The organism is Alcaligenes sp. AB3 (assembly GCF_031844565.1).
GTDB classification, from domain to species: Bacteria; Pseudomonadota; Gammaproteobacteria; order Burkholderiales; family Burkholderiaceae_B; genus Alcaligenes; species Alcaligenes faecalis.
On sequence record NZ_JAUZVM010000002.1, the window covers coordinates 12,416 to 35,002 of the forward strand.

The 22,587-nt window shown below is 55.9% G+C and carries 24 protein-coding genes, 1 tRNA gene and 1 riboswitch; of the genes, 12 read left to right on the forward strand and 13 right to left on the reverse strand.

The window, feature by feature from the left end; translation table 11 throughout:
• Window positions 1-85: 85 nt before the first annotated feature.
• Window positions 86-976, reverse strand: coding sequence for a c-type cytochrome (locus Q9R35_RS05085; protein ID WP_311219460.1), 891 nt, complete (start codon window positions 974-976; stop codon window positions 86-88).
• 243 nt (window positions 977-1,219) lie between these two features.
• Here Q9R35_RS05085 and Q9R35_RS05090 point away from each other — a divergent pair.
• Window positions 1,220-1,294: transfer RNA gene (locus Q9R35_RS05090), tRNA-Arg, on the forward strand.
• Between the two features lie 429 nt (window positions 1,295-1,723).
• Here the strand turns inward: Q9R35_RS05090 and Q9R35_RS05095 are convergent.
• The 3 genes from Q9R35_RS05095 to gshA form a co-directional block, all read right to left on the reverse strand.
• Window positions 1,724-2,500 carry a class I SAM-dependent methyltransferase gene (locus Q9R35_RS05095; protein WP_311219461.1) on the reverse strand — a complete coding sequence of 259 codons (777 nt, stop codon included), beginning with the start codon at window positions 2,498-2,500 and terminating at the stop codon, window positions 1,724-1,726.
• Window positions 2,497-4,557 carry a TonB-dependent receptor domain-containing protein gene (locus Q9R35_RS05100; RefSeq protein WP_125303918.1) on the reverse strand — a complete coding sequence of 687 codons (2,061 nt, stop codon included), beginning with the start codon at window positions 4,555-4,557 and terminating at the stop codon, window positions 2,497-2,499. Before Q9R35_RS05100 ends, Q9R35_RS05095 begins: the two co-directional genes overlap by 4 nt.
• A gap of 193 nt (window positions 4,558-4,750) precedes the next feature.
• On the reverse strand, window positions 4,751-6,334 hold the full coding sequence (gene gshA / locus Q9R35_RS05105) for a glutamate--cysteine ligase (RefSeq protein ID WP_311219462.1): 1,584 nt from the start codon (window positions 6,332-6,334) through the stop codon (window positions 4,751-4,753).
• 194 nt (window positions 6,335-6,528) lie between these two features.
• Between gshA and Q9R35_RS05110 the strand changes: the two genes are divergently transcribed.
• Window positions 6,529-7,059 carry a hypothetical protein gene (locus tag Q9R35_RS05110; protein WP_042488168.1) on the forward strand — a complete coding sequence of 177 codons (531 nt, stop codon included), beginning with the start codon at window positions 6,529-6,531 and terminating at the stop codon, window positions 7,057-7,059.
• Here Q9R35_RS05110 and Q9R35_RS05115 read toward each other — a convergent pair.
• A complete protein-coding gene (locus Q9R35_RS05115) occupies window positions 6,989-7,264 on the reverse strand; it encodes a response regulator transcription factor (protein ID WP_009462666.1) in 276 nt (91 codons plus the stop codon). The two genes, Q9R35_RS05110 and Q9R35_RS05115, sit on opposite strands and share 71 nt — an antisense overlap.
• 203 nt (window positions 7,265-7,467) lie before the next feature.
• Window positions 7,468-7,546, forward strand: a riboswitch (SAM riboswitch).
• Between Q9R35_RS05115 and Q9R35_RS05120 the strand changes: the two genes are divergently transcribed.
• From Q9R35_RS05120 to Q9R35_RS05135, 4 genes are all read left to right on the forward strand, one after another.
• Window positions 7,536-8,780: a homoserine O-acetyltransferase gene (locus tag Q9R35_RS05120; protein ID WP_042488164.1), complete on the forward strand. Its 1,245-nt coding sequence runs from the start codon at window positions 7,536-7,538 to the stop codon at window positions 8,778-8,780. (Overlaps the previous riboswitch by 11 nt.)
• Window positions 8,777-9,406: a methionine biosynthesis protein MetW gene (metW, locus tag Q9R35_RS05125; RefSeq protein WP_042488161.1), complete on the forward strand. Its 630-nt coding sequence runs from the start codon at window positions 8,777-8,779 to the stop codon at window positions 9,404-9,406. The genes Q9R35_RS05120 and metW overlap by 4 nt, the downstream gene beginning before the upstream one ends.
• A 17-nt stretch (window positions 9,407-9,423) precedes the next feature.
• Window positions 9,424-10,653 carry a muropeptide transporter gene (locus Q9R35_RS05130; protein WP_086069652.1) on the forward strand — a complete coding sequence of 410 codons (1,230 nt, stop codon included), beginning with the start codon at window positions 9,424-9,426 and terminating at the stop codon, window positions 10,651-10,653.
• 8 nt (window positions 10,654-10,661) lie between these two features.
• On the forward strand, window positions 10,662-11,279 hold the full coding sequence (locus tag Q9R35_RS05135; protein WP_009462658.1) for a trimeric intracellular cation channel family protein: 618 nt from the start codon (window positions 10,662-10,664) through the stop codon (window positions 11,277-11,279).
• Between the two features lie 20 nt (window positions 11,280-11,299).
• Here the strand turns inward: Q9R35_RS05135 and Q9R35_RS05140 are convergent, their stop codons facing one another.
• The 4 genes from Q9R35_RS05140 to Q9R35_RS05155 form a co-directional block, all read right to left on the reverse strand.
• Window positions 11,300-12,034, reverse strand: a complete 735-nt coding sequence (locus Q9R35_RS05140) for an LrgB family protein (RefSeq protein WP_042488155.1) — start codon at window positions 12,032-12,034, stop codon at window positions 11,300-11,302.
• Window positions 12,034-12,384, reverse strand: coding sequence for a CidA/LrgA family protein (locus Q9R35_RS05145; protein WP_042488153.1), 351 nt, complete (start codon window positions 12,382-12,384; stop codon window positions 12,034-12,036). The genes Q9R35_RS05140 and Q9R35_RS05145 overlap by 1 nt, the downstream gene beginning before the upstream one ends.
• A gap of 144 nt (window positions 12,385-12,528) precedes the next feature.
• A complete protein-coding gene (locus Q9R35_RS05150) occupies window positions 12,529-13,026 on the reverse strand; it encodes a RidA family protein (RefSeq protein WP_086069651.1) in 498 nt (165 codons plus the stop codon).
• A 92-nt stretch (window positions 13,027-13,118) separates the two neighbouring features.
• Window positions 13,119-13,496 (reverse strand): RidA family protein, encoded by a 378-nt coding sequence (locus Q9R35_RS05155; protein WP_009462650.1) that lies wholly within the window; start codon window positions 13,494-13,496, stop codon window positions 13,119-13,121.
• 117 nt (window positions 13,497-13,613) lie between these two features.
• On the opposite strand from Q9R35_RS05155, the gene Q9R35_RS05160 reads away from it, so the two are divergent.
• From Q9R35_RS05160 to Q9R35_RS05185, 6 genes are all read left to right on the forward strand, one after another.
• Window positions 13,614-14,489, forward strand: a complete 876-nt coding sequence (locus tag Q9R35_RS05160) for a phosphorylase (RefSeq protein ID WP_063689311.1) — start codon at window positions 13,614-13,616, stop codon at window positions 14,487-14,489.
• A gap of 337 nt (window positions 14,490-14,826) precedes the next feature.
• Window positions 14,827-15,516, forward strand: coding sequence for a DNA-binding response regulator (locus tag Q9R35_RS05165; RefSeq protein WP_311219463.1), 690 nt, complete (start codon window positions 14,827-14,829; stop codon window positions 15,514-15,516).
• Window positions 15,517-15,881: 365 nt separating this feature from the next.
• Complete coding sequence (locus tag Q9R35_RS05170) at window positions 15,882-17,099, forward strand: ESPR-type extended signal peptide-containing protein (RefSeq protein WP_311219464.1); 1,218 nt, start codon at window positions 15,882-15,884, stop codon at window positions 17,097-17,099.
• Window positions 17,100-17,141: 42 nt separating this feature from the next.
• Window positions 17,142-17,939, forward strand: coding sequence for a winged helix-turn-helix domain-containing protein (locus Q9R35_RS05175; RefSeq protein WP_042488142.1), 798 nt, complete (start codon window positions 17,142-17,144; stop codon window positions 17,937-17,939).
• Between the two features lie 527 nt (window positions 17,940-18,466).
• The gene (locus Q9R35_RS05180) at window positions 18,467-20,164 is read left to right on the forward strand and encodes a sodium:solute symporter family protein (RefSeq protein ID WP_063689304.1); all 1,698 of its coding nucleotides are present in this window, start codon (window positions 18,467-18,469) and stop codon (window positions 20,162-20,164) included.
• Between the two features lie 32 nt (window positions 20,165-20,196).
• Window positions 20,197-20,319: a putative transporter small subunit gene (locus tag Q9R35_RS05185; protein ID WP_086046060.1), complete on the forward strand. Its 123-nt coding sequence runs from the start codon at window positions 20,197-20,199 to the stop codon at window positions 20,317-20,319.
• Window positions 20,320-20,426: 107 nt separating this feature from the next.
• Here Q9R35_RS05185 and Q9R35_RS05190 read toward each other — a convergent pair whose 3' ends face one another.
• From Q9R35_RS05190 to Q9R35_RS05205, 4 genes are all read right to left on the reverse strand, one after another.
• Window positions 20,427-21,083, reverse strand: a complete 657-nt coding sequence (locus Q9R35_RS05190; RefSeq protein ID WP_404977940.1) for a LysE family translocator — start codon at window positions 21,081-21,083, stop codon at window positions 20,427-20,429.
• A 4-nt stretch (window positions 21,084-21,087) separates the two neighbouring features.
• On the reverse strand, window positions 21,088-21,822 hold the full coding sequence (locus tag Q9R35_RS05195; protein WP_197313723.1) for a 2OG-Fe(II) oxygenase: 735 nt from the start codon (window positions 21,820-21,822) through the stop codon (window positions 21,088-21,090).
• A gap of 124 nt (window positions 21,823-21,946) precedes the next feature.
• Window positions 21,947-22,279, reverse strand: coding sequence for an alanine-tRNA synthetase second additional domain-containing protein (locus Q9R35_RS05200; RefSeq protein ID WP_231691436.1), 333 nt, complete (start codon window positions 22,277-22,279; stop codon window positions 21,947-21,949).
• Window positions 22,260-22,583 (reverse strand): hypothetical protein, encoded by a 324-nt coding sequence (locus tag Q9R35_RS05205; protein ID WP_231691435.1) that lies wholly within the window; start codon window positions 22,581-22,583, stop codon window positions 22,260-22,262. The genes Q9R35_RS05200 and Q9R35_RS05205 overlap by 20 nt, the downstream gene beginning before the upstream one ends.
• Window positions 22,584-22,587 lie beyond the last annotated feature (4 nt).

A 22,587-nucleotide genomic window follows, 5' to 3' on the forward strand; every position in this document is an offset into this window, starting at 1 on the left:
TTGGACAAAGAAAAAGCCCGATGAATATTCATCGGGCTTTTTGTATTCGCAGGCTCTGTACAGTGCCAGAGCCTTGGAGCAATGCTTACTTGGCGGCGTTGACCATGTGCTGAATGGCAGCACGGATTTCGTCGTCAGAGGCTTGCGAGCCACCGCGTGGAGGCATGGCGCCTACACCGTGGATGGCCTTTTGAACCATAGTGTCCATACCGGATTCGATATATGGCTTCCAGGCAGCTTGATCGCCAAACTTGGGCGCACCAGCTACACCGGCAGCGTGACAGGCAAAGCAGATGGTGTCGTACAGCTTGATACCAGCTGGGTCGACCTTGCTGTCGTCAGCGGCAGAGGTTTCCGTGGCTTTAGGAGCCTCAGCCGCAGGCGCTTCGGCAGGTTTGGTGTCGGCGGCAGCAGTCGCTTCAGGCTTGGCGTCGGCTTCTTCACCTTCTGGTGCAGGCGCTTCGGGTTCCTTGAAGTCAGCGCCAGCAGCGTTAGCCATGTAAGCAACGGCACGAGCCACTTCGATATCGTCCAGCGAAGGGTTACCACCCTTGGCTGGCATGGCACGGATACCGTGAATAGCGTTCTTGACCAGTTCGTCCTGACCCAGATTGATCAGCTCGCCCCAGGCACCCTTGTCGCCAAATTTGGGCGCACCGGCCACACCGGCGCCGTGACAGGCGGTACAGGTGGTTTCGTACACTTGCTGACCCGTCTTCAGTTCTTTGACGGCATTGGCGTCAACCAGTTTGAAGCCAGCCACAGGCTGGATGCGGGCAGCAATGGCTTCAGGGGAAAGGGCGGCGGAGCCAGCACCTGCACCCATGGTGGAGGTAACCAGGCTGACCAGCATGACAATAATCGCGATGGGCACTAAGAAAGCCAGAGCCACGGTCACAAGCAATTGTTTAGGGGTTTTGATCATGGCTGAGTGACCCTCGTTGTGTTCTTCGGTTTTTTGTTCCGTGTTGCTCATTATCGGATCCTGCGAGTTCGTACAAGAAATGACGGGAGGGCCTTTAAAGGCCACCAATAAAGGCTTGCGCCTACCTAATGGGTGTGCGCAAGGACGTGTCTACCAAGCCACCGACCCAGATCGCGCAACCATGGATTATAGCGGAGTGTGTCGCTCTTGTATCTGACTCTTGATTTGGCACAGTCATAATTGCCGGATAGATACTGAAAAAAACTCCAAACTCGCGCTACAATAGCGAGCTTGGCGTCCGTAGTTCAATGGATAGAATTAGGGTTTCCGAAGCCCTCGATACAGGTTCGATTCCTGTCGGACGCGCCAGAACTCCTTGTTTATACGGCTCTTTGGGGCAGTTTTTCAAGGCCTGGTTTGAATTTCCAGTTATAAAGCGTCGCAATGCAGGCAGCCTATGGCTGCTTTTTTTGCGCCTGTTGTTTGTCAAACGTTCTGCTCTGGGCTTGCTGAAGTGAAGTTGGCTAATTATTGATTTCGATCATTTGACCTGGGACGAAGTGGGCGGTGTCCATTTGTATTTTTATGTCCTGCCTTTGCTGGGGCGTGAGGACAGAATGTGTTCAGGTTTATCTCCCGGAATGATGTCTGACACAAGCAGGGCAGCATCCGACAAGGGTATGAAACCAGACGGTGTTTCCAGGTTCTGGCTATAACAAAGTAGAGATCAGTGGGATTCTGAAAAGATAAAGGGACCGATAAGGCCCCTTTATCTTTTTCCTGTGCAGCTTTCTGGTTTTAAATAGCTTCGGCACAAATCACATAGTCATGACCATGGCGCAGCCCCCCCAAGGTCTGATTCAAGGCCAGGGCTTGTTGGCGCAAGGCCTGAACATGCTCGGACAAGGCCATGGCCAGGTTGCGGTCCTTCAGGCGGCGCAAGCGCCCATCACACATATCCAGCTGACCGTGGATAAAGCTGTCGCCGTAACGAATGCCAAAGCGTTGCGCATCCACACAGCGGTAGCCGGACTGCCGCAGGTGGCGCAGTACCCAGTCCATCGGGTACTCGCGGTACGGTCGCTCGCCTGCCAGCAGCAGGCAGGCATCGCGCAAACGGCCTATTTCCACAATCAGTTTGCCCGCCGGATCCGTGCTGCTATAGGGCACGTAGGGCTCCAGACCAATAATGTAGAGGCGCTGGTCGGTCAGTGGCCGCAGGCGGCTGAACAGTTGGTCCTGGGTGTAGGGGGCAAAGCCGTCTATGGCACCGAGCAGATAGTCCGCCAGAACCGTATCAAAGCGTTCGCCCTGCAAAAACTCCGGATCGCTCCAGTTGCCCACCAGCAGACGGTCCTCGGGGCGTTTCTGATCGCCCAGCTCACGGGTCACCTGTTCGGCCATACCGGGGGAGGCGGTAATGGCCGTCCAGCGTTCTGTGTCCAGCGTCAGCAACCAGCGCAGGGAGCCTTTGCCGGTGCCGGCATCCAGAAAGTTGCCCCAGGGACGGTTGCCCTGCATGTCGGCCACGATCTGGTAGAGACGGCTACCCGTGTGTATGGCGGTCTTGCTCAAAATTCCACCTGTATCCCGGCCAGGATGTTGCGCCCCATCAGCGGGGCCTGACGGGCAATAAAGGAGGTATGGCGGTAAGCCAACTTGTTCAGCAAGTTATTTCCTCTCAGGTACAGGGTGTAGGTGTTCTGGTCCATCTGCAGGCGGTAGCTTAAACCCATGCTGAGCAAACCGTAAGACGGCGAGCTCTCTTCATGCTCCGCCACGCGCTCCTGGCCGAAGGTGTGGGTGTATCCCACAAAACCGGACCAGTTCTGCCAGTTCAGATCCGTGCGAATACCCAGGCGGGCGGCGGGCATGCGTGGCAGGTTGCGGCCGGGGTCTTGCAGTTTACCGCGCACCAGATCGCCATAAACGCTCAGCGAGGCCCAGGACGTGACGGGGTAGGAGGCTTCCGCTTCCAGACCCCAGAACTGGGCTTTGTCCTGGCTGTATTGAATCAGCTGGAAGTCTTCGTGGCGGTCCAGGCTGCGGCCATAAATGTAGTTCGAGCTGCGGGTGTAGAAGGTGCGCAGATCAAAGCGCAGATCACCCAGGTGTTTTTGCAGGCCCAGATCAACCGTATGGCTGGTTTCCCGGTCCAGATTCGGATCGCCGCGTTCATAGCTGAGTGTGGCAAAGTGCACGCCTTTGGCAAACAGCTCCTGCGCCGTGGGCAGACGCTGCGAGCGGGATACGGACAGGCTGGCCGCGTACTCAGGCGCAAAGTCCCAGACGGTGCCCAAAGAGAAGGAGGTGGCCGTGCCTTTGCGGCGCTCCAGAGTTTGCGAGTCGGGTGTGACGGTTTGCCATTCCTGACGAGCGCCCAGTTCCAGACGCCAGTCGTCCCAGTTCACGCTCTCCAGAAGGAACAAGCCTTGACTGCGGGTGCGGGTAGGAGGGATGAAGTTTTCCGTGCCGTCGCGGGACGCAAAATCAGACTGGCTGGTTTGCAGGCCGATGACCCCTTCAAACGGCCCCCATGGATTGTGTTCCAGCTCCAGGCGGGTGTCATAACCTCGATTGGTAAAGCGGGTGCCAGCAATATCGCCATCTTTTTCTACGTGCTGGTAGTTGGTCGCACCCGCACGCAGGCGAGCGCGCTGGAAACCGGGCAAGGGATCGCGCAGTTCGCCTCGTATATCGAAACGTTGGGTACGCAGATGAGCGGTGGCGGAGTGCTCGTGCTCATGACCGTGATCGTGGCTGTGCCCATGATCGTGGTCATGGCCATGGTCGTGACTGTGGCCGCCGCAATGCAGGGTGGCGCCGTGCGGGTGGCAGTCCTCGTATTCGTGGCTGTGACCGGGCAGACCATAGCTGCCTTCACGATACGAGTAGGCGGCACCAATGTAGCCACGGTCGCCAATAAAGGACAGGCCGATGCTGCCCGTGTCTGTGCTGGAGTCCGAGTCCTTGACGCGGCTGTCGGTCCAGTTCGGGACACGATAGTCACGGCTGCGGTGGGAGGCACCTTCTACGTGCAAGGCGATATTGCCTTCACCCGCCGTCATTTCCACCGCGCCGATCCTGCCGCGATCAGCCGTGGAGCCTTGGGCGCGTACCGAGCCTTCAAACCCCTTTTCGGGGATGGCGGTTGGGATCTTGCGATCCAGTACGTTGACCACGCCACCAATGGCGCCGCCACCATACAGCAGGGCCGATGGGCCGCGCAGCACTTCAATGCGATCAGCTTGCCAGGTGTCGACCGTGATGGTGTGGTCGGGCGAGATGGCCGATGCGTCCATGACCTCTGCGCCATCGCTCAGGACTTTAACGCGGGGTGCGGTTTGGCCGCGGATGACGGGGCGGCTGGCACCGCTACCAAAGCTGTCTACATGGATGCCGACTTCACCGTCCAGCAACTCACCCAAGGTGCTGCTGCGGCGCAAATCCAGTTTGGGGCCTTGCAGGACCGTGCTGGCCGTGGCCAGCTCGGTTTGTTGCAAGGCCAGGGGGCTGGCGGAGATTCGGATAGGGGCCAGTTCAGGGACAGGTTCTTCAATTTCATTGGCTTGGGCAGAGGCGCACAAAAGCAGAGCCAGGGCGAGTGGCAGGGGACGGGGTTGGAAACGCATCTCATCTTCCGGTTTGTTAATTTTCGAGATGTTATAACATAACAATTATTTTTTGAAATAGTCGGAAAGCCATTTCAAGAAAAGGGGAAAAGCAGAGCTTGCTTTTGTGCTGTTCGAAGGAGCTCGGAGGTCGCGTGGGTGTGCAGGCAGCAAAAAAAAGCCGCTCTTGAGAGCGGCTTTTTAGTGGAGTCGTTTAGCTGTTTTCCACTTCAGGTGGAATCAGGTTGCGCTCGTAGCGCTGTACGTAGTCTTCAAAGGACTCCTGATCCTGGGCCTCGATATCAATTTGGGCTTGCAGAGAATCTTTGGCCTGTTGTTCGAAAGCCGCTTGCTTGTCGGCAGGCAAAGGGTGGGCCAACAAGGTTTCATGATGTTCGCGGCTGCGTTGCAAGGCGTAGTCGTGAAAGCTCAAACCCGTGTCGCGCAAGCGGCTCAGCAGCTGGGCTGACGGCGTCAGCTCGGGGTTCTTCAACTTGCGGATTTGGGCTTGCACGGCTTCGGTGTGACCTTGGGTATTCAGGGCCTGATCCAGCATGTGTGCGTAAGGCAGCAGAGATTCCAGGATCTCGTGGCCCCAGTCCTGCAGCTTGACGCTTTGTTTTTGCTGATTGGTCAGCATCAGGCCTGGGCGGCGGCCTTCGCGTACAACGGTTGCAAAGTTGTTCTTGCTGTCCTGGCAGTAGCCACCGTCCGGGAAGAAGGGGCTGTCTTGTATGGTACAGAACAGCAGGAACGTATCCAGGAAGCGGCAGGTTTGCTCGGATATTCCAGTGGGTGATTCAGGGTCTATATCCAGGCAGCGAACTTCAATGTATTCCACACCGCGCTGGGCCAGGGCTGTAGCCGGGCGCTCGCTGCGCTGGGTGGTGCGCTTGGGACGAATGCTGGAGTAGTACTCGTTTTCAATCTGCAGGATATGGGTGTTGAGCTGAATCCATTCGCCATTGCGGTGAGTACCCAGTTTTTCGTAGTCCGGCCAAGGGGTCACGGCAGCGTGATACATGCGCATCACAAAGGTGTCCAGGTCGTTGTAGCAAAGCTGAAGCTCGGCTTGGGCTTCCTTGTTGTGATAGCCCAGATCGCTCATGCGCAAGCTGGTTGCCCAAGGCATGGTCAAGGTGTCCTCGTCGATCTTGTCCAGATTGTTGCTGCGACCTTGCAGGAAGTTCGCGTCCAGCACGGGCGAGGCGCCAAACAAGTACATCAGTAGCCAGGAATAGCGCGTGAAGTTGCGGATCAGCGCCAAATACCCGTTGGAGCGCTGGTCTTGCAGATTGTCGCCACAGACATTCAACAAGGGCCAGATGCCATCCGGCAGGGAAAAGTTGTAGTGCACGCCGGCGATACATTGCATGGGCTTGCCATAGCGCTCGGCCAGGCCACGGCGGTACACATGCTTGAGCATGCCGGTGTTGGACTTGCCGTACCAGGCAATGGCAATGTCTTTTTCGGCGGGCAGGAGCGCGGGCATGGACTGGTTCCAGATAATTTCCTGGTCCAGCTTGCTGGCTACAAAGGTATGGATGTCGCTTAACTCCTGCAACACGACCTCGACCCGGGCTCGTGGCTCGGTAATCAGCTCCAGCAGGGCTTCGGCGTAGTCGGTGGTGATGTGGCCGTTGGTCAGGGCCGACCCGATAGCTTGCGGGTGGGGAGTGTTTGCCAATTGGCCCAGCGCATCGACGCGCAGTCCTTCTTTTTCGATGCCACGCAAGATCCCTTTCAAAATCTCGGGATTCTGTTGCAGGGCAAGGCGGCGTTCGTGGCTGGTGTTCATGGTGGTGTTTCCCACTTTCGAAATCGGGTGCAAGATACGGGACTGTTCAAAGGGGCCTGGCCCCGTCTATAAATAGTAGTCCGACCACACTTGCTTTGTTAAGTTGCGCCAAAAGGCGTATCGGGCAGGGCGAGTATAAGGCGGCTGTTCAGCCAGCCGATGAAAAGCATGAAACGGGATATGGGATTAGCACCATGATGATCAGGCGCATTATCGCGATACTGGTGGCCTTCTTGACCTTGGCTGCCTGCAGTCCGGAGTTTAACTGGCGCAAGGTCCAGCTTGAGCAAACCGGCTTGTCGGCCATGTTGCCTGGCAAGCCCACCACCAGCCACCGAATGTTGGATTTCGAGCAGCATCAACTGGATTTTTACCTGACTACTGCCACGGCCGGCGGGCAAAGCTATACCGTGGGCCACGTGATTTTGCCCACGGAACTGCAACAGGACGAGGCTGCCCGCCAACGGCTGTATGAAGCGCTGCATGAGTCCCTGCGCGGGAAATTCATACCGGATGGACAGGTCAGCGAGCAAAGCCAGATACAACTTCCTCCACCAGGCCAGGTCTTTTTCATGACGCGTGATGTGGGCGGCGTGGCCTTGCGCCTGGAGGCCATGATACGCATGGAGCCGGGCTGGCTGGTGCAGGGCTTTGTTATGACGGATTCCGGGAAGGCCCCGGACGCGGCTCAGGCAAAGGTTTTCTTTGACGGCTTAGCTCGCTAGCCGGATCGCCACTGATCAGGTGCTGTTGCAGGGCCAGGGTAATGGCAGCTTGACGGCTATAAACTCCAAGCTTGGCGTAGGCGTTCTGGAAGTGAAAGTTGATCGTGCGTTCAGTAATGCCCAGGATGATGCTGATTTCCCAGCTGGTCTTGCCATGGGCAGCCCAGTTCAGGCAGGACTGCTCGCGTGAAGTTAGATGCGTCACGGTAAAGCCATTCCTCATGCATTCGTGGTAGACGTCGGGCCAATGTACTCAAATTTAGCTTAGCTGGCAGACAGATGTGCACGAAAATAATGATGTAAATCAAAGCATTGTATTTTTTCTGACGTTACCTTTGCCCAGAGTTCTGAATCGATCCCGGCTGGTCGATTTGGACGCCGCGCCGCAGCGATGCTAGAATTTTGTCTTATACGTTTTGCGCCGATTTGCCTGATCCGCTTGCGGGCGCTCCATAAATCCAGCTAAAGAGGTCCTGATGGCCACTGATTCCGTCCCTAGCGCCGACGCTGGCGCCCTTAGCCCATCCTGCGGTTTGATCCCCGAAGGTTCCGTGGGCCCTGTACAAGCCGAACTCATCGCCTTTGACGAACCCCTGCATCTGCGCAGCGGGCAAGTGCTGCCCAGCTACGAGCTGGCAGTCGAAACCTACGGCACCCTTAACGAAGAACGCAGCAATGCGGTATTGGTGTGCCATGCGCTCAATGCCTCGCACCACGTTGCCGGTTATTACGACGACGATCCCAAAAGCACTGGCTGGTGGGACAATATGGTCGGCCCCGGCAAAGCGGTGGATACCGATCGCTTCTTTGTTATTGGCGTCAACAATATCGGCTCCTGCTTTGGCTCTACCGGCCCGTCCAGCATCAATCCCGCCACTGGCAAACCCTGGGGTTCCGAGTTTCCCGTTCTGACGGTAGAAGACTGGGTGCGTGCCCAGGCCCGTCTGGCTGATTACTTTGGTATCCGCAAGTTTGCGGCCGTCATGGGCGGTTCCTTGGGGGGCATGCAGGCCCTGAGCTGGGCCATCAGCTGCCCGGAGCGCGTGGAAAACTGCGTGGTCATTGCCAGTACCCCGCGTCTGTCGGCCCAGAACATTGCTTTCAACGAAGTGGCCCGCAGCGCCATTTTGTCCGACCCGCAGTTTCACGGTGGTAATTATTACGAGCACGGCGTGGTGCCCAAGGCTGGCCTGGGCGTGGCTCGCATGGTGGGCCATATCACCTACCTGTCCGATACTGTCATGGCGGAAAAGTTTGGCCGCAATCAGCGCGCCCCAGCCCAAGGCGGTGAGTACCACTACAACTACGGGGTGGAATTCGAGGTCGAATCCTATTTGCGTTATCAAGGCGAGAAGTTCTCGCGTTATTTTGACGCCAATACCTACCTGATCATCACCCGTGCGCTGGATTACTTTGATCCTTCGCGTCAGTACCAGGGGGATCTGGTCAAGGCGCTGGAAAAGGTGCAGGCCAAATTCCTGTTGGTGTCCTTCACGACAGACTGGCGTTTCTCGCCCGAGCGTTCGCGCGAAATCGTGCAGGCCTTGCTGCGCAACCAGCGCCAGGTAACCTATGCCGAAATCGATGCGCCGCACGGGCACGACGCTTTCTTGCTGGAAGACCCTCGTTACCATGCCGTTGTGCAGGGATACTATGACCAGATCGCCACTAATTTGGGCTTGCCTGCGCGCACGCGTACTACAGGGGTGCTGGCAGAATGACTAAGCTGCAAACACAGGTGGATGACGCCATGTTAAGACCGGATTTGCTGCGCATTGCGCAGTGGATTGAGCCAGGTTCGCGTGTGCTGGATCTGGGCTGTAACGATGGCACCTTGCTGGCGCACCTGCGTGATACACGCCGGGTTGTCGGCACGGGTGTGGAGCTGAATGATCAGTTCGTGATCGCTTCGGTGCGCCGTGGCGTCAATGTCATTCAACAGGACTTGGAAAAAGGCCTGGCGCTTTTCAGCGACCAGCAATTTGATACCGTCGTCCTGTCCAAAACCCTGCAGTCCATGCACCATACCGAGCACATCCTGCGCGAGATGGCGCGAGTGGCGCGGTATGGTATCGTCTCGTTTCCTAACTTCGGTTATTGGCCACATGGCTGGAGCATCTTGCGCGGACGCATGCCGGTCACGGGCGAAATGCCTTATCAGTGGTACAACACGCCCAACATCCATTTGTGCACCATGAAAGACTTTCAGGATCTGGCCCAGGCGGTGGGCGTACGTATTCTTGATCGTGCGGCATTCAATGGTCGCGACACGGTGCGCTTTTTGCCGGGCTGGCGCAGTACCTTGGCCATGTATCGTTTCGAGTCTCCCCATTTTCTTGCTGCTTAGCGCTAATAAGGCCTGACGTGTCACGTGTCTATACCAGTCCCCGAGTCTTGCCTTTGCTGATTCTGGGGTTCGCCAGCGGCCTGCCTCTGGCCCTGGTTTCAGGCACTTTGCAGGCCTGGGCAACCGTTGAAAATGTTTCGCTGACCGAGATCGGTTTCCTGACCCTGGTTGGCTCGGCTTATACGCTGAAATTTCTGTGGGCCCCCCTGATTGATCGCTATGCGCCGCCTTTTATGGGGCGTAGACGCGGCTGGATACTGGTCACCCAATTGCTGCTGGCCGCCTCGATTGCGGCCATGGGTCTGTTTTCTCCTTCCGTGAATTTGACTGCGCTGGCCTTGCTGGCCGTGTGGGTAGCCTTTTTGTCGGCCACGCAGGACATTGCCTTTGATGCGTATTGCACGGATGTGCTGCAAGCGCAGGAACGGGCGGCAGGGGCGGCGGTCAAGGTCATGGGTTATCGCATTGCCATGATTGTGTCTGGTGGTTTGGCCCTGATTCTGGCCGACCGCTGGCTGGGCTGGTCCAACACCTATTTCCTGATGGGTGGCTTCATGGCGCTGTGCGCACTGGTGACCTTGATTTCACCGGACCCACAGGAGCAAAGCCGCCCACCGCGCAGCTTGTCTGAGGCGGTGGTAGCGCCGTTGGCAGATTTTTTCTCGCGCCCCGGAGCCTGGAGTGTTCTGGCGCTGATCGTGCTCTACAAGCTGGGCGATGCCTTTGCGGGAGCCTTGTCCACCACCTTTCTGATTCGGGCTGCCGGTTTTACCTTGTCCGAGGTCGGCACGATCAACAAGGTGTTCGGCCTGGCCGCCACCGTAGTTGGAGCCTTGATGGGCGGGGCGATCATGGCGCGTCTGGGCTTGTATCGTGCCTTGATGATTTTTGGTGTTTTGCAGGCCGTCTCCAACCTGGGTTACTGGCTGATTGCGATTGAAACTTCGCCATCCATGTGGCTGATGGGCAGTGTGGTCGGTCTGGAAAACCTGTGTGGTGGCTTGGGTACAGCGGCTTTTGTCGCTTTGTTGATGGCCTTGTGCAATCGAACTTATTCCGCCACTCAATTTGCGTTGCTGTCGGCCTTGTCGGCAGTGGGACGCACCTATCTGGCCGGGCCCTTGACGCCTGTGCTGGTCGAATCCCTGGGCTGGCCGGGCTTTTTTATTTGTACCGTCTTTATTGCTGTGCCTGGCTTGCTGATGCTGCGTTGTTATCGGGGCCTTATTCAACAGCTTGATGCTTGAAAAATATCATGCTCTTACTTGTTCTCTATATTATTGCCATCACCGCAGAAGCCATGACCGCGGCGCTGGCCGCTGGCCGTCGCGATATGGACTGGGTGGGCGTCTGTACCATCGCCTGCGTCACTGCTCTGGGCGGCGGCTCGGTGCGGGACGTGCTCCTGGGGCATTACCCGCTGACCTGGGTGCAGCATCCTGAATACCTGTGGATCACGGCGGGTGCGGCCATTCTTACGGCTTTGATCGCCCCTATCATGCGGCGCTTGCACAGTCTGTTCCTGCTGCTCGATGCCATGGGGCTGGTGGTCTTTACCGTGATTGGCTGTCAGATTGCGCTGGAGATGAAGCTGCCCATTACGGTGGTGCTGCTCAGCGGCATGATTACCGGCTGTGCCGGTGGCGTCTTGCGCGACATCTTGTGTAATGACATCCCCTTGCTGCTGCGCAAGGAGATGTATGCCAGCGTTTCCATGCTGACCGGCGCTTTGTATCTGGGTGCCCAGCACCTGGATTGGCACCCGTATGTGACCCTGCTGGGCCCCATGATTATTGGCTTGAGCTTCCGTATGCTGGCTCTGCACCGCAATTGGCAGATGCCCCGCTTCGTCTATCGCGACGAATGGCGCTAGAGCCAGCCTGTCCTGCCTTGTCAGGCCACGCCTAACCAGCGCAGCACAATTGGAACAAAGGGCACCAGCACTGCGGTCATGATCCCGTTCAGGCTCAGGCCTATGGCGGAGAAGGCTCCAATTGTTTCATGAACCTGCAAGGCACGGGCGGTGCCAATGGCGTGCGCCGTTACTCCCACCGCAAAGCCCCGCGCTTCGGGGCGATCAATACGCAGCAAGTTCAGCAGAGGGCGCGCCATGATGGTGCCCGCAATCCCGGTAATGGCAACCGCCACCGCGGCCAGGGAAGGCTGCCCGTTAAATTGCTCTGCCAAAGCCATGGCAATCGGCATGGTAGCCGAGCGTGGCGCGACCGACATGATGGTTTCAGCCGAGCCACCCAAGGCCCAGGCAATCAGCACCGTACTGAAAATAGCGGTAACCGAGCCAATCAGCAGGGCAATGGTCAGCGGCTTCCAGATCTTGCGCAACTGACGCAGCTGGCTATAGAGCGGTACCGCCAGGGCAACCGTGGCCGGTCCAATCAGAAAGTGAATGAACTTGGCCCCTTCAAAATAGACGGGGTACGGTGTGCGGGTCAGCAAGAGCAGGGACACAATCACAATGACTGAGACCAGAATCGGCAACAAAAAGGGGCTGCTGCCCGACTTGCGATACATCCAGACCGAGCCTGCGTAGACCGAGCAGGTCAGGGTCAGCCACAGCAGGGGTGAGCTGGCCAGAAAGACCCAGATTTGAAAAAGTCCGTCCGTCATTATTCTTCTTCCTGGCGGTTTTTAAGCAGACGATTGAGCACCAGGGCGGTAACCACCATGGTAATGACGGTGCCGCCCAAGGTGGCAATCAGAAAGGGCTGCCATTCATCGGCCACCCGATCAAAATACAACATCACGCCGGTGACAGCGGGGATGAACAGCAGCATCAGGTTTTGCAGCATGACACTGGCCGTGCTCTCCAAAGAGCTGGGCACGCCGCCGCGAATCAGCAAGGCAGCAGTCAGAAGCAGCATGCCTGCCAAAGGGCCTGGCAGTGGCAAGGACAGAGTCTGCACCAGAATTTCGCCTAGTAACTGAAAGGCGAAAAGGGCAGTAATCGCGTAGATCATGAGAGTTTCCGTAAAGGCACGAAAACGCCAGGCGGCGGGCCTGGCGCGGGTGAAAATCGGGCTAAGGGTGCTAGTGTGCCATACAAGGCAGCCAGGCTGTAAGCGTGCTGCTTATATCGAATTGCCTATAGTAAGTGGCCTGCATCAATGCTTGGCGGGGCTGGTTTTAGCGCCTGTCCAGGCTTGAACGTCGATTTCCACGTCCACACCATCTACCAGTTTGGCTTGTACCAGAGAGCGCGCCGGGAAGTTGCTGCCCAGCCGTTCTTTATAGGTTTTGTTGAACTGGTCGTACAAGGCAATATCAGACAGGTAGACCGTGGCTTTGACGATATGGCTGAAGTCTGCGCCTGCCAGTTTCAGAGTCTCTTCAATCCGGTCCAGTGCGGCATTGGTCTGATCTTCAATGCTGCTGCGTACGATCTCGCCTTTCTCGTTCAATGGAATCTGTCCGGACAGGAACAAAAAATCCCCGGCCTGTACGGCGCGGGAGAATGGCATGTCCGAGTTGCCCAGAAAGCGTTTGATCGCAGTCGGCTCTGCGGTTTTTTCAGTATTGGCTGCGTAGGCGGTGCTGCTGATGCCCAGGCCTAAGATAGAACAAGCCAGCAAAGTGTGACGGGCCGAAGAAAAAAAACGCATCAGAATTCTCCTTGGACTAGGGAAATTCAGTGTGCCATAGCCGGGGCTGGGCAGCGTTAATTTGTGTGACGGCCCGTCGGCCTCAAGGCGGCTTAGGCGCGATCGCCCAGCCAGGCCTGCACTTCGATTTCTACGTCCACGTTCTTGGCCAGCTTGGCTTCAACCAGCGAGCGGGTAGGCAGGGTGTCACCAAAGCGCTCGGCATAGACTTTGTTGAAGTCGGCAAACAAGGCCATATCGGACAGCCAGACCGTGGCTTTGACGACATCAGCCAGGGTGGCGTCAGCCAGAGCCAGGCCTTCGATCAGGCGATCAAACACGGCGTGGGTCTGGTCCTGGATGGAACCGCGCACCACTTCACCTTGGGCGTCGTAAGGAATCTGGCCGGACAAGAACAGAAAGCCGCCAGCCATGGTGGCACGCGAGAAGGGCAGTGGCAGTGGGCTGGCAATACGGCGGATACCGGACATGGAGTACTCCTGATAGGGATGGTGGAAAATTCGGACTAGGCAGCAATGCGCGTTTATTCGCGTCTCTTGCCTACAATAAGGCGTCACTATACAACTTCAAATGAGGAGCGAGACGACGTGAGCAAGGAAATTTTGCAACGCCTGGACCAACTGAGCCAGGCCGCGCTGGCCAGCGGTGACTTGTTGCCCGTGCAAGCTCAGGAAGAGCTGATGCAGGATCAAGGGCTGACATTTTTTGTGCGTTGGGTATCCACTCTGGCGGCCAAGGATGCCGCCAGCGTCTCGATTCCAGGTGGACCGCGCGACCCCAACTTCAATCCTTTCTTGCCGCCGGCCCCTGCCTTGACGGTGGCTGATGCCAGCAGCACGCACAATATTGTGCTGAACAAGTTTGCTGTCTGTGATCTGCATCTGGTTTTGGCTGACAAGGTGTTCTCCGAACAGCTCAGCCCGCTACGCGATATTGATTTCCGGATTCTGGCCGACTTTCTGACACTGCAAGGCGGCCTGGGCTTTTATAACGGGGGAGGCCCGGCAGGGGCCAGCCAGCGCCACAAACATACGCAGTGGATTCCGCAAGCAGACCGCAATGGTTCGCTGGCCCTTTATCTGGACAAGCTGCCTGCGCAGGCAGCGGCGGGCGGTGTGCATCACCATCCCGCGCTGGCCTTCGAGCATTGCTTTGTTCGTTTGGTGGATACGTCCGACCCTGTGGCCTTGAGTGACAGTCTTTTAAGTTCTTACCGCCGGGCCTGCAATGAATTGCGACTGGCCCCTGGAGAGGATGGCCTGTTGCCAGCCCATAATATGTTGGCCGGCCAGGGTTGGTTGTTGCTGGTGCCACGCAGTGTGGAGTTGGTCGATGGGATTTCAGTCAATGCACTGTCGTATGCTGGCTGCATTTATGTGCGCACTCCCGAGCAAATCGACCTGGTACGCCAGATCGGCCCATTGGGCGTTCTGGCTCGAGCGGGCTATGCCAGAAACGCATGATCCTTGGGTTTTACCCTGCTTTACATGATGAACCCCGCTGCGGCGGGGTTTTTATTTGTGTATTTGCGTATTGTTTGGAAGCTTCATTTACCAAATTGAAACAAAAGACAAATATTTGAATGTAATAAAGCCCAATTTTCGATTTGTTGCGGTTTGGGGCGACGTTTAATGGGTTTAAAAGGAAATGTTCTGAAATAATGTAACTTTTGTTATAGAAATAAATAGAAATATGGAGTGTGGGAAAATTGGAGCGTTAATGTATAAGCGAAATTAATTATTAGAATTACCGTCAGCTTGAAACTGCAAAAATTTGTCTGTCTTCATAGGTGGATCGCTTATGTGTGTCTCGTCTGAAGCACATATTTTGTTTATTGCTCCAGAACCTGCAGGGGTAGCGGATTTATTAGTTTTGTTACGCACCAGTTTCGCCCGTATCAGCTTTGCGCTGGATGCCCAGCAGGGGCTGGCGCGCTGCCAGTCCTTGCTACCCGATTGTGTGTTGAGTGAGTACCACTTGCCCCGATTGCGGGGTGATACGTTTATGCGAATGTTGCGTTCCAATCCCCAAACAGCCTCTATCCCGGTGGTGTTCATGTCAACGGTGCCCTGTGCGGATAGTCAGCTTATGGCCCTGCGTAGCGGAGCTCGCGATTTCATTGCCTACCAAACAAATATGCAATTAGTGGTGGAGCGAATTCGTTTGCATCTGGGATTGAAAGAAGTGGAGTCAGATAGAGAGGATGTCAGCCAGGCTAGGGAGTGGGGCCGATTTACCAGGCCATCTTTGCAGCATCTCCTGGTGGATGCGGTCCAGCAATATGTGCGGGACAACCTGTCGGATTGCTTGACGGCCGAAAGCCTGGCGGAGATGTTCGGGACCGCAGGACGCCGTCTTAATGAGCTCTTCAAGGGCGGTTGCGGCTTGACAGTGCATGACTTTGTGCGCTCCAGTCGAATGCGCTATGCCATGCACCTGCTCAGACAAACGGATATGGCTGTAACCAATGTGGCGGTGGAGTCCGGGTAGGTGAATCCGGCCAACTTTGCCACCGCCTTTCGTCAGTACAGCGGCCTGTCTCCGTCGGTTTACAGACAGCGCAACGGTACTAATATTTAAAACGAAAATGAAATAAGTAATTTAATAAAATGTTGTTTTGCAGTGATTCAAATGGCTTCTGTAGAAATTCAAAAGTAATTATTAAAAAACGGTAAGAAAATAAAACGATCCGAATAGGAATGAGGGTTCGGTAAGGCTTTCCTGAACAACAAATTCAAATTATCACCGTGACGTGGTGAGGGGATTTGTTGCGCCTGAAAACTCTGTTACGTCAGCGCGGGAGAAGGGTGATCCGGAAAGGCTAATGGCTAATTTTTTTTGTAAGCGAAGAGACCATGAACAGAATCTACAAGTCGGTTTGGAACGAGCAAACTGCAACATTTGTGGCAGTGGCGGAAAACACCAAGGCACGCGGCAAACGCAGTTCAGGGGGCGCTTGCGCCAGCCAGACGGTGCTGGAATGGTTGCAGGGATTGCGTTTGCGGACGGTGGCGCTGGCCTTGCTGAGTGCGGGTGTCGTGACGCAACCTGCCATGGCACAGATTACTGATGGCTGGGAATTGGCTGTAGATGGAGCCGCTCCTTTTCACGTGATTCCTGGCGGGGCTTTCTCCCTGACTTTGGGAAACAACATCGCTCTGACCCAGACGGGCGGGACTGTTGCCGTTGCCCTGAATCCTGATCTCAACGTGGACTCCGTGACGGCTTCGGGCCTGGTCAAAGTGGCCACGGTGCAAGGTAATTTGCAGGCGAATACCGCCACGATTACCAACCAATTGACGGCAGGAAGTGTGTCCGCCGGGGCAGGTCCGTTTACGGGAGGTTTGACGGCACCCAGTGCCATTATTGATGGAAACATCGCGGCAAAATCGGCCTCGGCGGTGGGCTCCGTCAACTCGGGTGGCGTCATTACCGTCAGCCTGACGGCGACCGGCAATAGCAGCCTGCGTGCCGTGAATGTGAATAACAACAAGATTTCGGGTCTGGCCGATGCCGCCGTGAGCGCCTCCAGTACCAAGGCTATCTCGGGCAAAGTCTTGTATGGAGTCTTGAATTCAGGCGATGGCATCAAGTATTTCCACGGCAGCTCCACCAAGGCAGATTCGGTGGTCAGCGGGACAGACTCCACCGCCATAGGGCCGCAAGCGACCTCCAGCGGCGAGGCAGCGTTGGCAGCGGGACTGGAGTCGGAAGTCACAGGCAAGGAAGCAATTGCTCTGGGTGCACGCTCGGGCACGGGCAACACCGTGGAAAACGGTATTGCGATTGGCAGTGATGCAGGGACCACCAGCAAGGGCAGCGATTTGACGCGCGTGGCCTCCTTGCGTACCGAGCAAGGGCAGCATCTGGTTCGATTTCAGTTGAATTCTTTAGGGGCGCGCAAGTTGGCTGAGGTCAGCTCTGGTAATGTGGGACCCTTGCTGGTTTTGGTCATGGAAGATCAGGTGGCACAGGTCGCCCGAATTGGCGAACCCTTGAAGCAGGGGATGATTTACCTCTCCATGCCTGACGACGCAGCGGCACAGCGTTTGTTACGGCAGGTCCAAGGGTAAAAAAACACAAAGTGCCTAATGGGGCCAGCAAGGGTGAGAACTATGACGGTAGAACAGATTTTTCTGTTGTATGACGATAAGGCTAGTTTGCAGCAGATCGCTTTGGAGTCGGAACAGTGGGGGGTGAAGGTTCAGACGGTAGAGACGATGGAGCAGTGCTTGTCCCTGGCGCATTCGACCAGTGCCGAGAGGGTGTTTGCCTTGATGTGTCAGGCAGACAACGTTTTTTTGCATATCAATCGTTTACGCATGGATTTTCCGGCTGCGGGCGTCCTGGTTGTGCGACGCGACAAAATGGCCGGCCTGGAGCGAGGGCATTTGCTGCTTGCCGGGGCTGATGCCTGCTTTGATCAGGACGCCTTGCCGGTGGAAGTGGTGGCCTGCGTGCAGGCGCTGCGACGTCGCGGTTATGCCTTGCAGCGAAGTTTGCAAACCGTTCTTGCGGAACCTGCCAAAGCCGGGCCTGTGTCTCAAAAAAAAGAGCTGGAGCCGGAGCTGCAATTATGGGACTTGATGGAGAACGGTTGGACCATGCTTACCCCCAGAGGCCACTCGGTCATGCTGACCCGTGGCGAGCGGCGTATTGTGCAGGTTCTCTTTGCCGTCAGTCCCCAAACTGTGGAGCGCGACCGTCTGTTTCCACTGGAGGAGGGACGGGAGGCAACTGCCCGTTCTGTGGACGTTTTGATCAGTCGCTTGAAACGTAAAATAACCGCGATGGGAGAGGAGTTGCCCATACGCGCGGTGCGGGGGGAAGGCTACGCTTTTGTAGGCAAAGTGTCCGTTGCCTGCCAGGAACTGGCGCGTGTCAGCCTTAGCATGGACGAGGTCTATGAATGATTCGGAAAAGGCTTGAAAGCCCTTTCTCGATGCTGAAACAGCATGATATAGACCCTAAAATTTTAAATATGTATAATTGATCGCTCTGGTTCATTGAATCAGCTTCTCGAACAGGCCGTTCAGGTGCGACAAAATTGCATAAAAAAATGGCGGTCCGTTCTTCAACAGGTTGTTGCACAACAACCCGGCTTTAGCCCGAAACACCTTGCCCGACCCTTGGGTCGCGGAACAACCAGCCGACTGTCTCACATGACATCGGCCTGCAACAGAGCGGTTTGTCTCTGGCCATGTTTATTTGCTGTAAGGCCCGTAGACTCGCCGTAATGTGAGGCACTTTGCGCTGTGTCTTGCTTTTTTTTCGCTTTGGCTCTCGCCAAGGGCGAAGGCGCTCGTGCGCGCGTTCGGTTCAGGTGTTTCGGTTCTGGTCCTGGGACCGGTGCCGCCCAGCGCGTTACTGCGGAATCGGCACGCATGCGAGTGAGGGTTGTTTTGCAAGCAACCATCGCGCAGAAGAGAAAGGGAAAGACATGCAAGAGGCGGAGTTTTTTACGCTTTCAACTACAACGGCCATATTGTTGCTGGTCGGCTTTTATGGCGCGACATTCCTGATGTCGCTCATGATCGGTCAAAAGAAAGAAAACGTGGATGGATACATGGTATCCAACAGTGCGGTGGGGTTTGGCTTGTCAGCAGCCAGCATGATCGCCACCTGGGTATGGGCGGCGTCGTTTTATGCCAGCGCAACCTCAGGTTTTAAATACGGGCTATCGGGCCCTTTGCATTACGGGCTATGGGGTGCCTTGATGATTCTGTTCATCTACCCCTTTGGCAGGCGTTTTCGCCAGCTTGCCCCGCAGGCACACACATTGGCCGAGGTGCTGCATGCACGGCACGGCTCCTCCAGCCAGATGATTATGGCGATTTCCAACGTGGTGGGCAGTGGTATCAGCCTGATGGTGAACTTCACCGCCGCGGGTGCGTTGGTCTCGATCCTTAGCCCTCTGACATTTATTCAAGGTGTGTTGATTGCCGGTCTGGGTGTGCTGTCTTATACCCTGTGGTCGGGCTTCCGTGCGTCGGTGATGACGGACTTTGCCCAGCTGGTCGCCATGATCTTGTCGGCCGTGGTCATTATTCCGCTGATCTTCTTTAACGCCGGTGGCACAGAGATGATTCAGGCCAACTGGTGGCGTCTGGATTCCGAACAAGCCAACTTTTATTCGACCAAGGCCATTCTGGAGCAAGGTGCGCCGTATTTTGTGGCCGTGCTGGCTTACGCGATTGGTAACCAGACCATTGCGCAGCGCCTGTTTGCCGTGCGTGAAGATTTGATCAAACCCACGTTCCTGACCGCCACCATTGGCTATGGCGCCGTGGTGATTGGTCTGGGCATGCTGGGTCTGCTGGCGCTGTTCACCGGCCTGCAGCCAGTAGACGGGAACATGAACAACATCATCCCGCAGATGGCGTCCACTTACTTGCCGCCATTTGGCATCGCCTTGTTCTTCGTCCTGGTGGTGGGCTCCCTGTCCTCCACGGCGGACTCGGACCTGGCTGCACTGTCGGCCATCATGATGACTGACATCTATGCCAAGAACATTGCCCGTGGTCGTCCAAAACCAGCTCGCATGTTGTGGTGGGGCCGTATCACCATGGTGGTTGCCACGATGGTGGGTGTGATCTTCGCTAGCCTGCGCCTGGATATTCTGGTGATGCTGGTGTTTGTAGGTGCCTTGTGGGGTGCGATTGTGTTCCCGGTCATCGTCAGTTTTTACTGGGACCGTGTCACCAACAAGGCCTTTAGCTGGTCGGTGCTGTGTGCCGTTGTGCTGTTTACGATCGTGCGCTTCGAGTTGATTCCTATCGAAGGTGTGGTGGCGGTCTTCTATGAAGTGACCGCATCGATTGGTGGTGGCGTGGTTGCCGGTTTGATGGCATTCGCATTTTTCCGCAGCCGTATTGCGATTGCGATCGGTGTGATCGCCACGGCTATCTTGCTACCCAACTTCATTGGTTTCCTGCGTGAATACATTGTCTTGCTGGGATCCTTGACGGCTTATGGCGTTAGCGCTGTGGTTTGTGTAGCCATCAGTTTGCGTAGTCAGGAACGTTTTGATTTTTCCGTACTGGCCGAGCGCGTGCAGTCTTTCCACTACGACGAAACCCCGGTACCGAGCAAGAAACAGCGTGAAGTGAAAGGCGAGCCAGCGTCGGCCCGCGCTTGAGTTCACGATAGAAAAACCCAAAGGAGAATCTTATGCTTATGACGATTTACTTTATGGTTTGGCCTGTCATGTCGGCCATTATCCTGGCCTTGCTGGTTGGAAACCTGATCCGCGATTGGCGTAGAGCCCGCAAGACGGGTGAGTCCATGGTCTAAGTGCAAAAAATCCCGCCCTTTTCTGAAGGGCGGGATTTTTTTGTGATGTAGATGAGCCTCACCAAGGCGTTAGAGTACTGAGACCTTGGCGGGGCTCAGGAGCAGACCTAGAGCAGGATGCGCTGTCCTGCATGCACGAGCAGACGCACTGAAAAGCCCAGCAGCAAGATGCCTGTGATCCGTTCAAACCAGGTTCCCATACGCAAGAATCGTTGGCGTACGCCGGGATTGGTAAAGATCAGGCTGACAATTACAAACCAGCCCGCGTTGACCAGACACATCCAGACGCCGTAGAGCATCTGGGTCGTCAAGGGCGTGCTGGCGCTGACCACGGTGGTAAACACCGCCAGAAAGAACAGCGTGGCTTTAGGATTGGTGGCGTTGGTCATGAAGCCCAGCGTCAGGGACTGACGCACACTGACAGCGGCAGACTTGCCATTGCCGGACTCGGCCAGACTGACTTCCATGGGGGTATGGGCCTGCCGTAAAAATCCCCAGCCTATATACAGCAGGTAAGCGCCACCCAGGACTTCGGCCACGCTCATCAGCCAGGGGGTGGAGTGCAGCAAGGCGCCCACGCCCATCAAGGTGTAGATCACATGAACGGAGATTCCTGCGCCAATGCCAATGGCAGTGGCAATCCCGGCCTGGCGGCCCAGCCGCACACTTTGGCGGATGGTGACAGCAAAGTCAGGCCCAGGGGCAATAACGGCCAAAAAATGAATCAAAGCCAGAGTAGCGAACTCTGGCCAATAGGTTTGCAACACATTAACTCCAAAAGGTCAGCGGCATGGCCGGGCCGCGATATCCCACAAAGCAAGACAGGCTCAAGCGCAAATCGCCCTTGCCGGGGGTGACGGCATGCATTTTGCGAGAATTGAAAATAATCAGATCGCCCGGACCGGGACGTATCTGTACTTCGGGGGCGCCCAGCAAGTCAGGTTGAATGCCGTAGCTGTCGCCCCGCATCTGATCAAACTCCTCAGGACTCAGTTCGGTTTGCCAGATCTGCAGTTCACCTCCTTGCTCAGGCATTTTTAAATAAACATTGGCGGCCAGCTGTCCTTGCAGACTGATGGCCTGATAATTACCGGGGGCGTCTTTGGCCAAAATGTCGTGATGCGCCAGAAAGTGGACATCGGGCTGCACCACACGCGACAAACCCACATACATTCTTTTGCCATACAGCGTCTCCAGCGTGGCTCCGGCGGGCCAGACTTCGTCCAGCGTGCAGCGCAGCACATCAATGGGGGACAGGTAGGGCGCGCAGCGGCGACGCAGCTCGTCGATATTGTCAAAAACCCCCTCGAAGTAAGAGGCCATGCGTTCGGGCTGGTTTTCGGCTTCGTAAAAAGCCATGCCTATACGGCCGATGCTGGGGGCATTCACATAGCGATCAAAGCCTTTATCAATGATCTGCTTGCCCAGCTTTTGTGAAGTGGGCGCATCAATGAACTGGGACAGGCGAATGGCCAGGAGTTCGCCATTTAGCAGGGACTGCATATGCTCAGTCCGCAATCGTTCGGTCTCTAAATACATATCTCACTTCCCTTGGGGTTTTAGAAGAATTGTTTTTCTTTTCCGATAATAGCCATAACTAATAAACAGCCTTAATTTTTATTATTTATTAATCCATCATTTCATAATGAACGCTCAATTCATCTTTTTTGTTTTTGATGCGGACTATTTTCAATCCATTTAATTCAGATGTGTTTTCAACATGGGTGCCGCCACATGCATATTGCCCCAGGCCGCCAATGGCAACCTGACGTCGGCCTTCCTGAAAACTGATGGAAATAGGCTGGGCCAGCTGGATCTGTTCGGCACAGCGGTTCGACAAATCATCCAGGAAGGGTGGGAGGGCGTTTTTGGGGTTACGAAAGACGACACGCGACTCGCCACGCCAATGATGTGCCTTTACGGCCTGCCAACCAATGCGCTCAACCAGATGGCCGATCATATGGCACAGCGGTGTGCAGCCGGGCATGTTCCAGTCTATGGTCGCGGTCGATATGCAGTTCTACGGGGCCCAGAGGCAGGCGTACGTGCAGGTAATGCAGTACATGGCCGTCGCGGTTTTGCGCCACATGCAGAACCTCGTGCCCATTTATCGTGCCTTTGTCACAAGGTTGGCCACCGCCTTGAGGGTGAAATAAGGTTTTATCCAGCCTGACAGCATAGCGTTCATTTTCAGAGTGATAACACTCCAGGATTTCCGCTATGCAGGTAAGGCTATTGCTAGTCAAATATAATTTATCTTGCATTTTA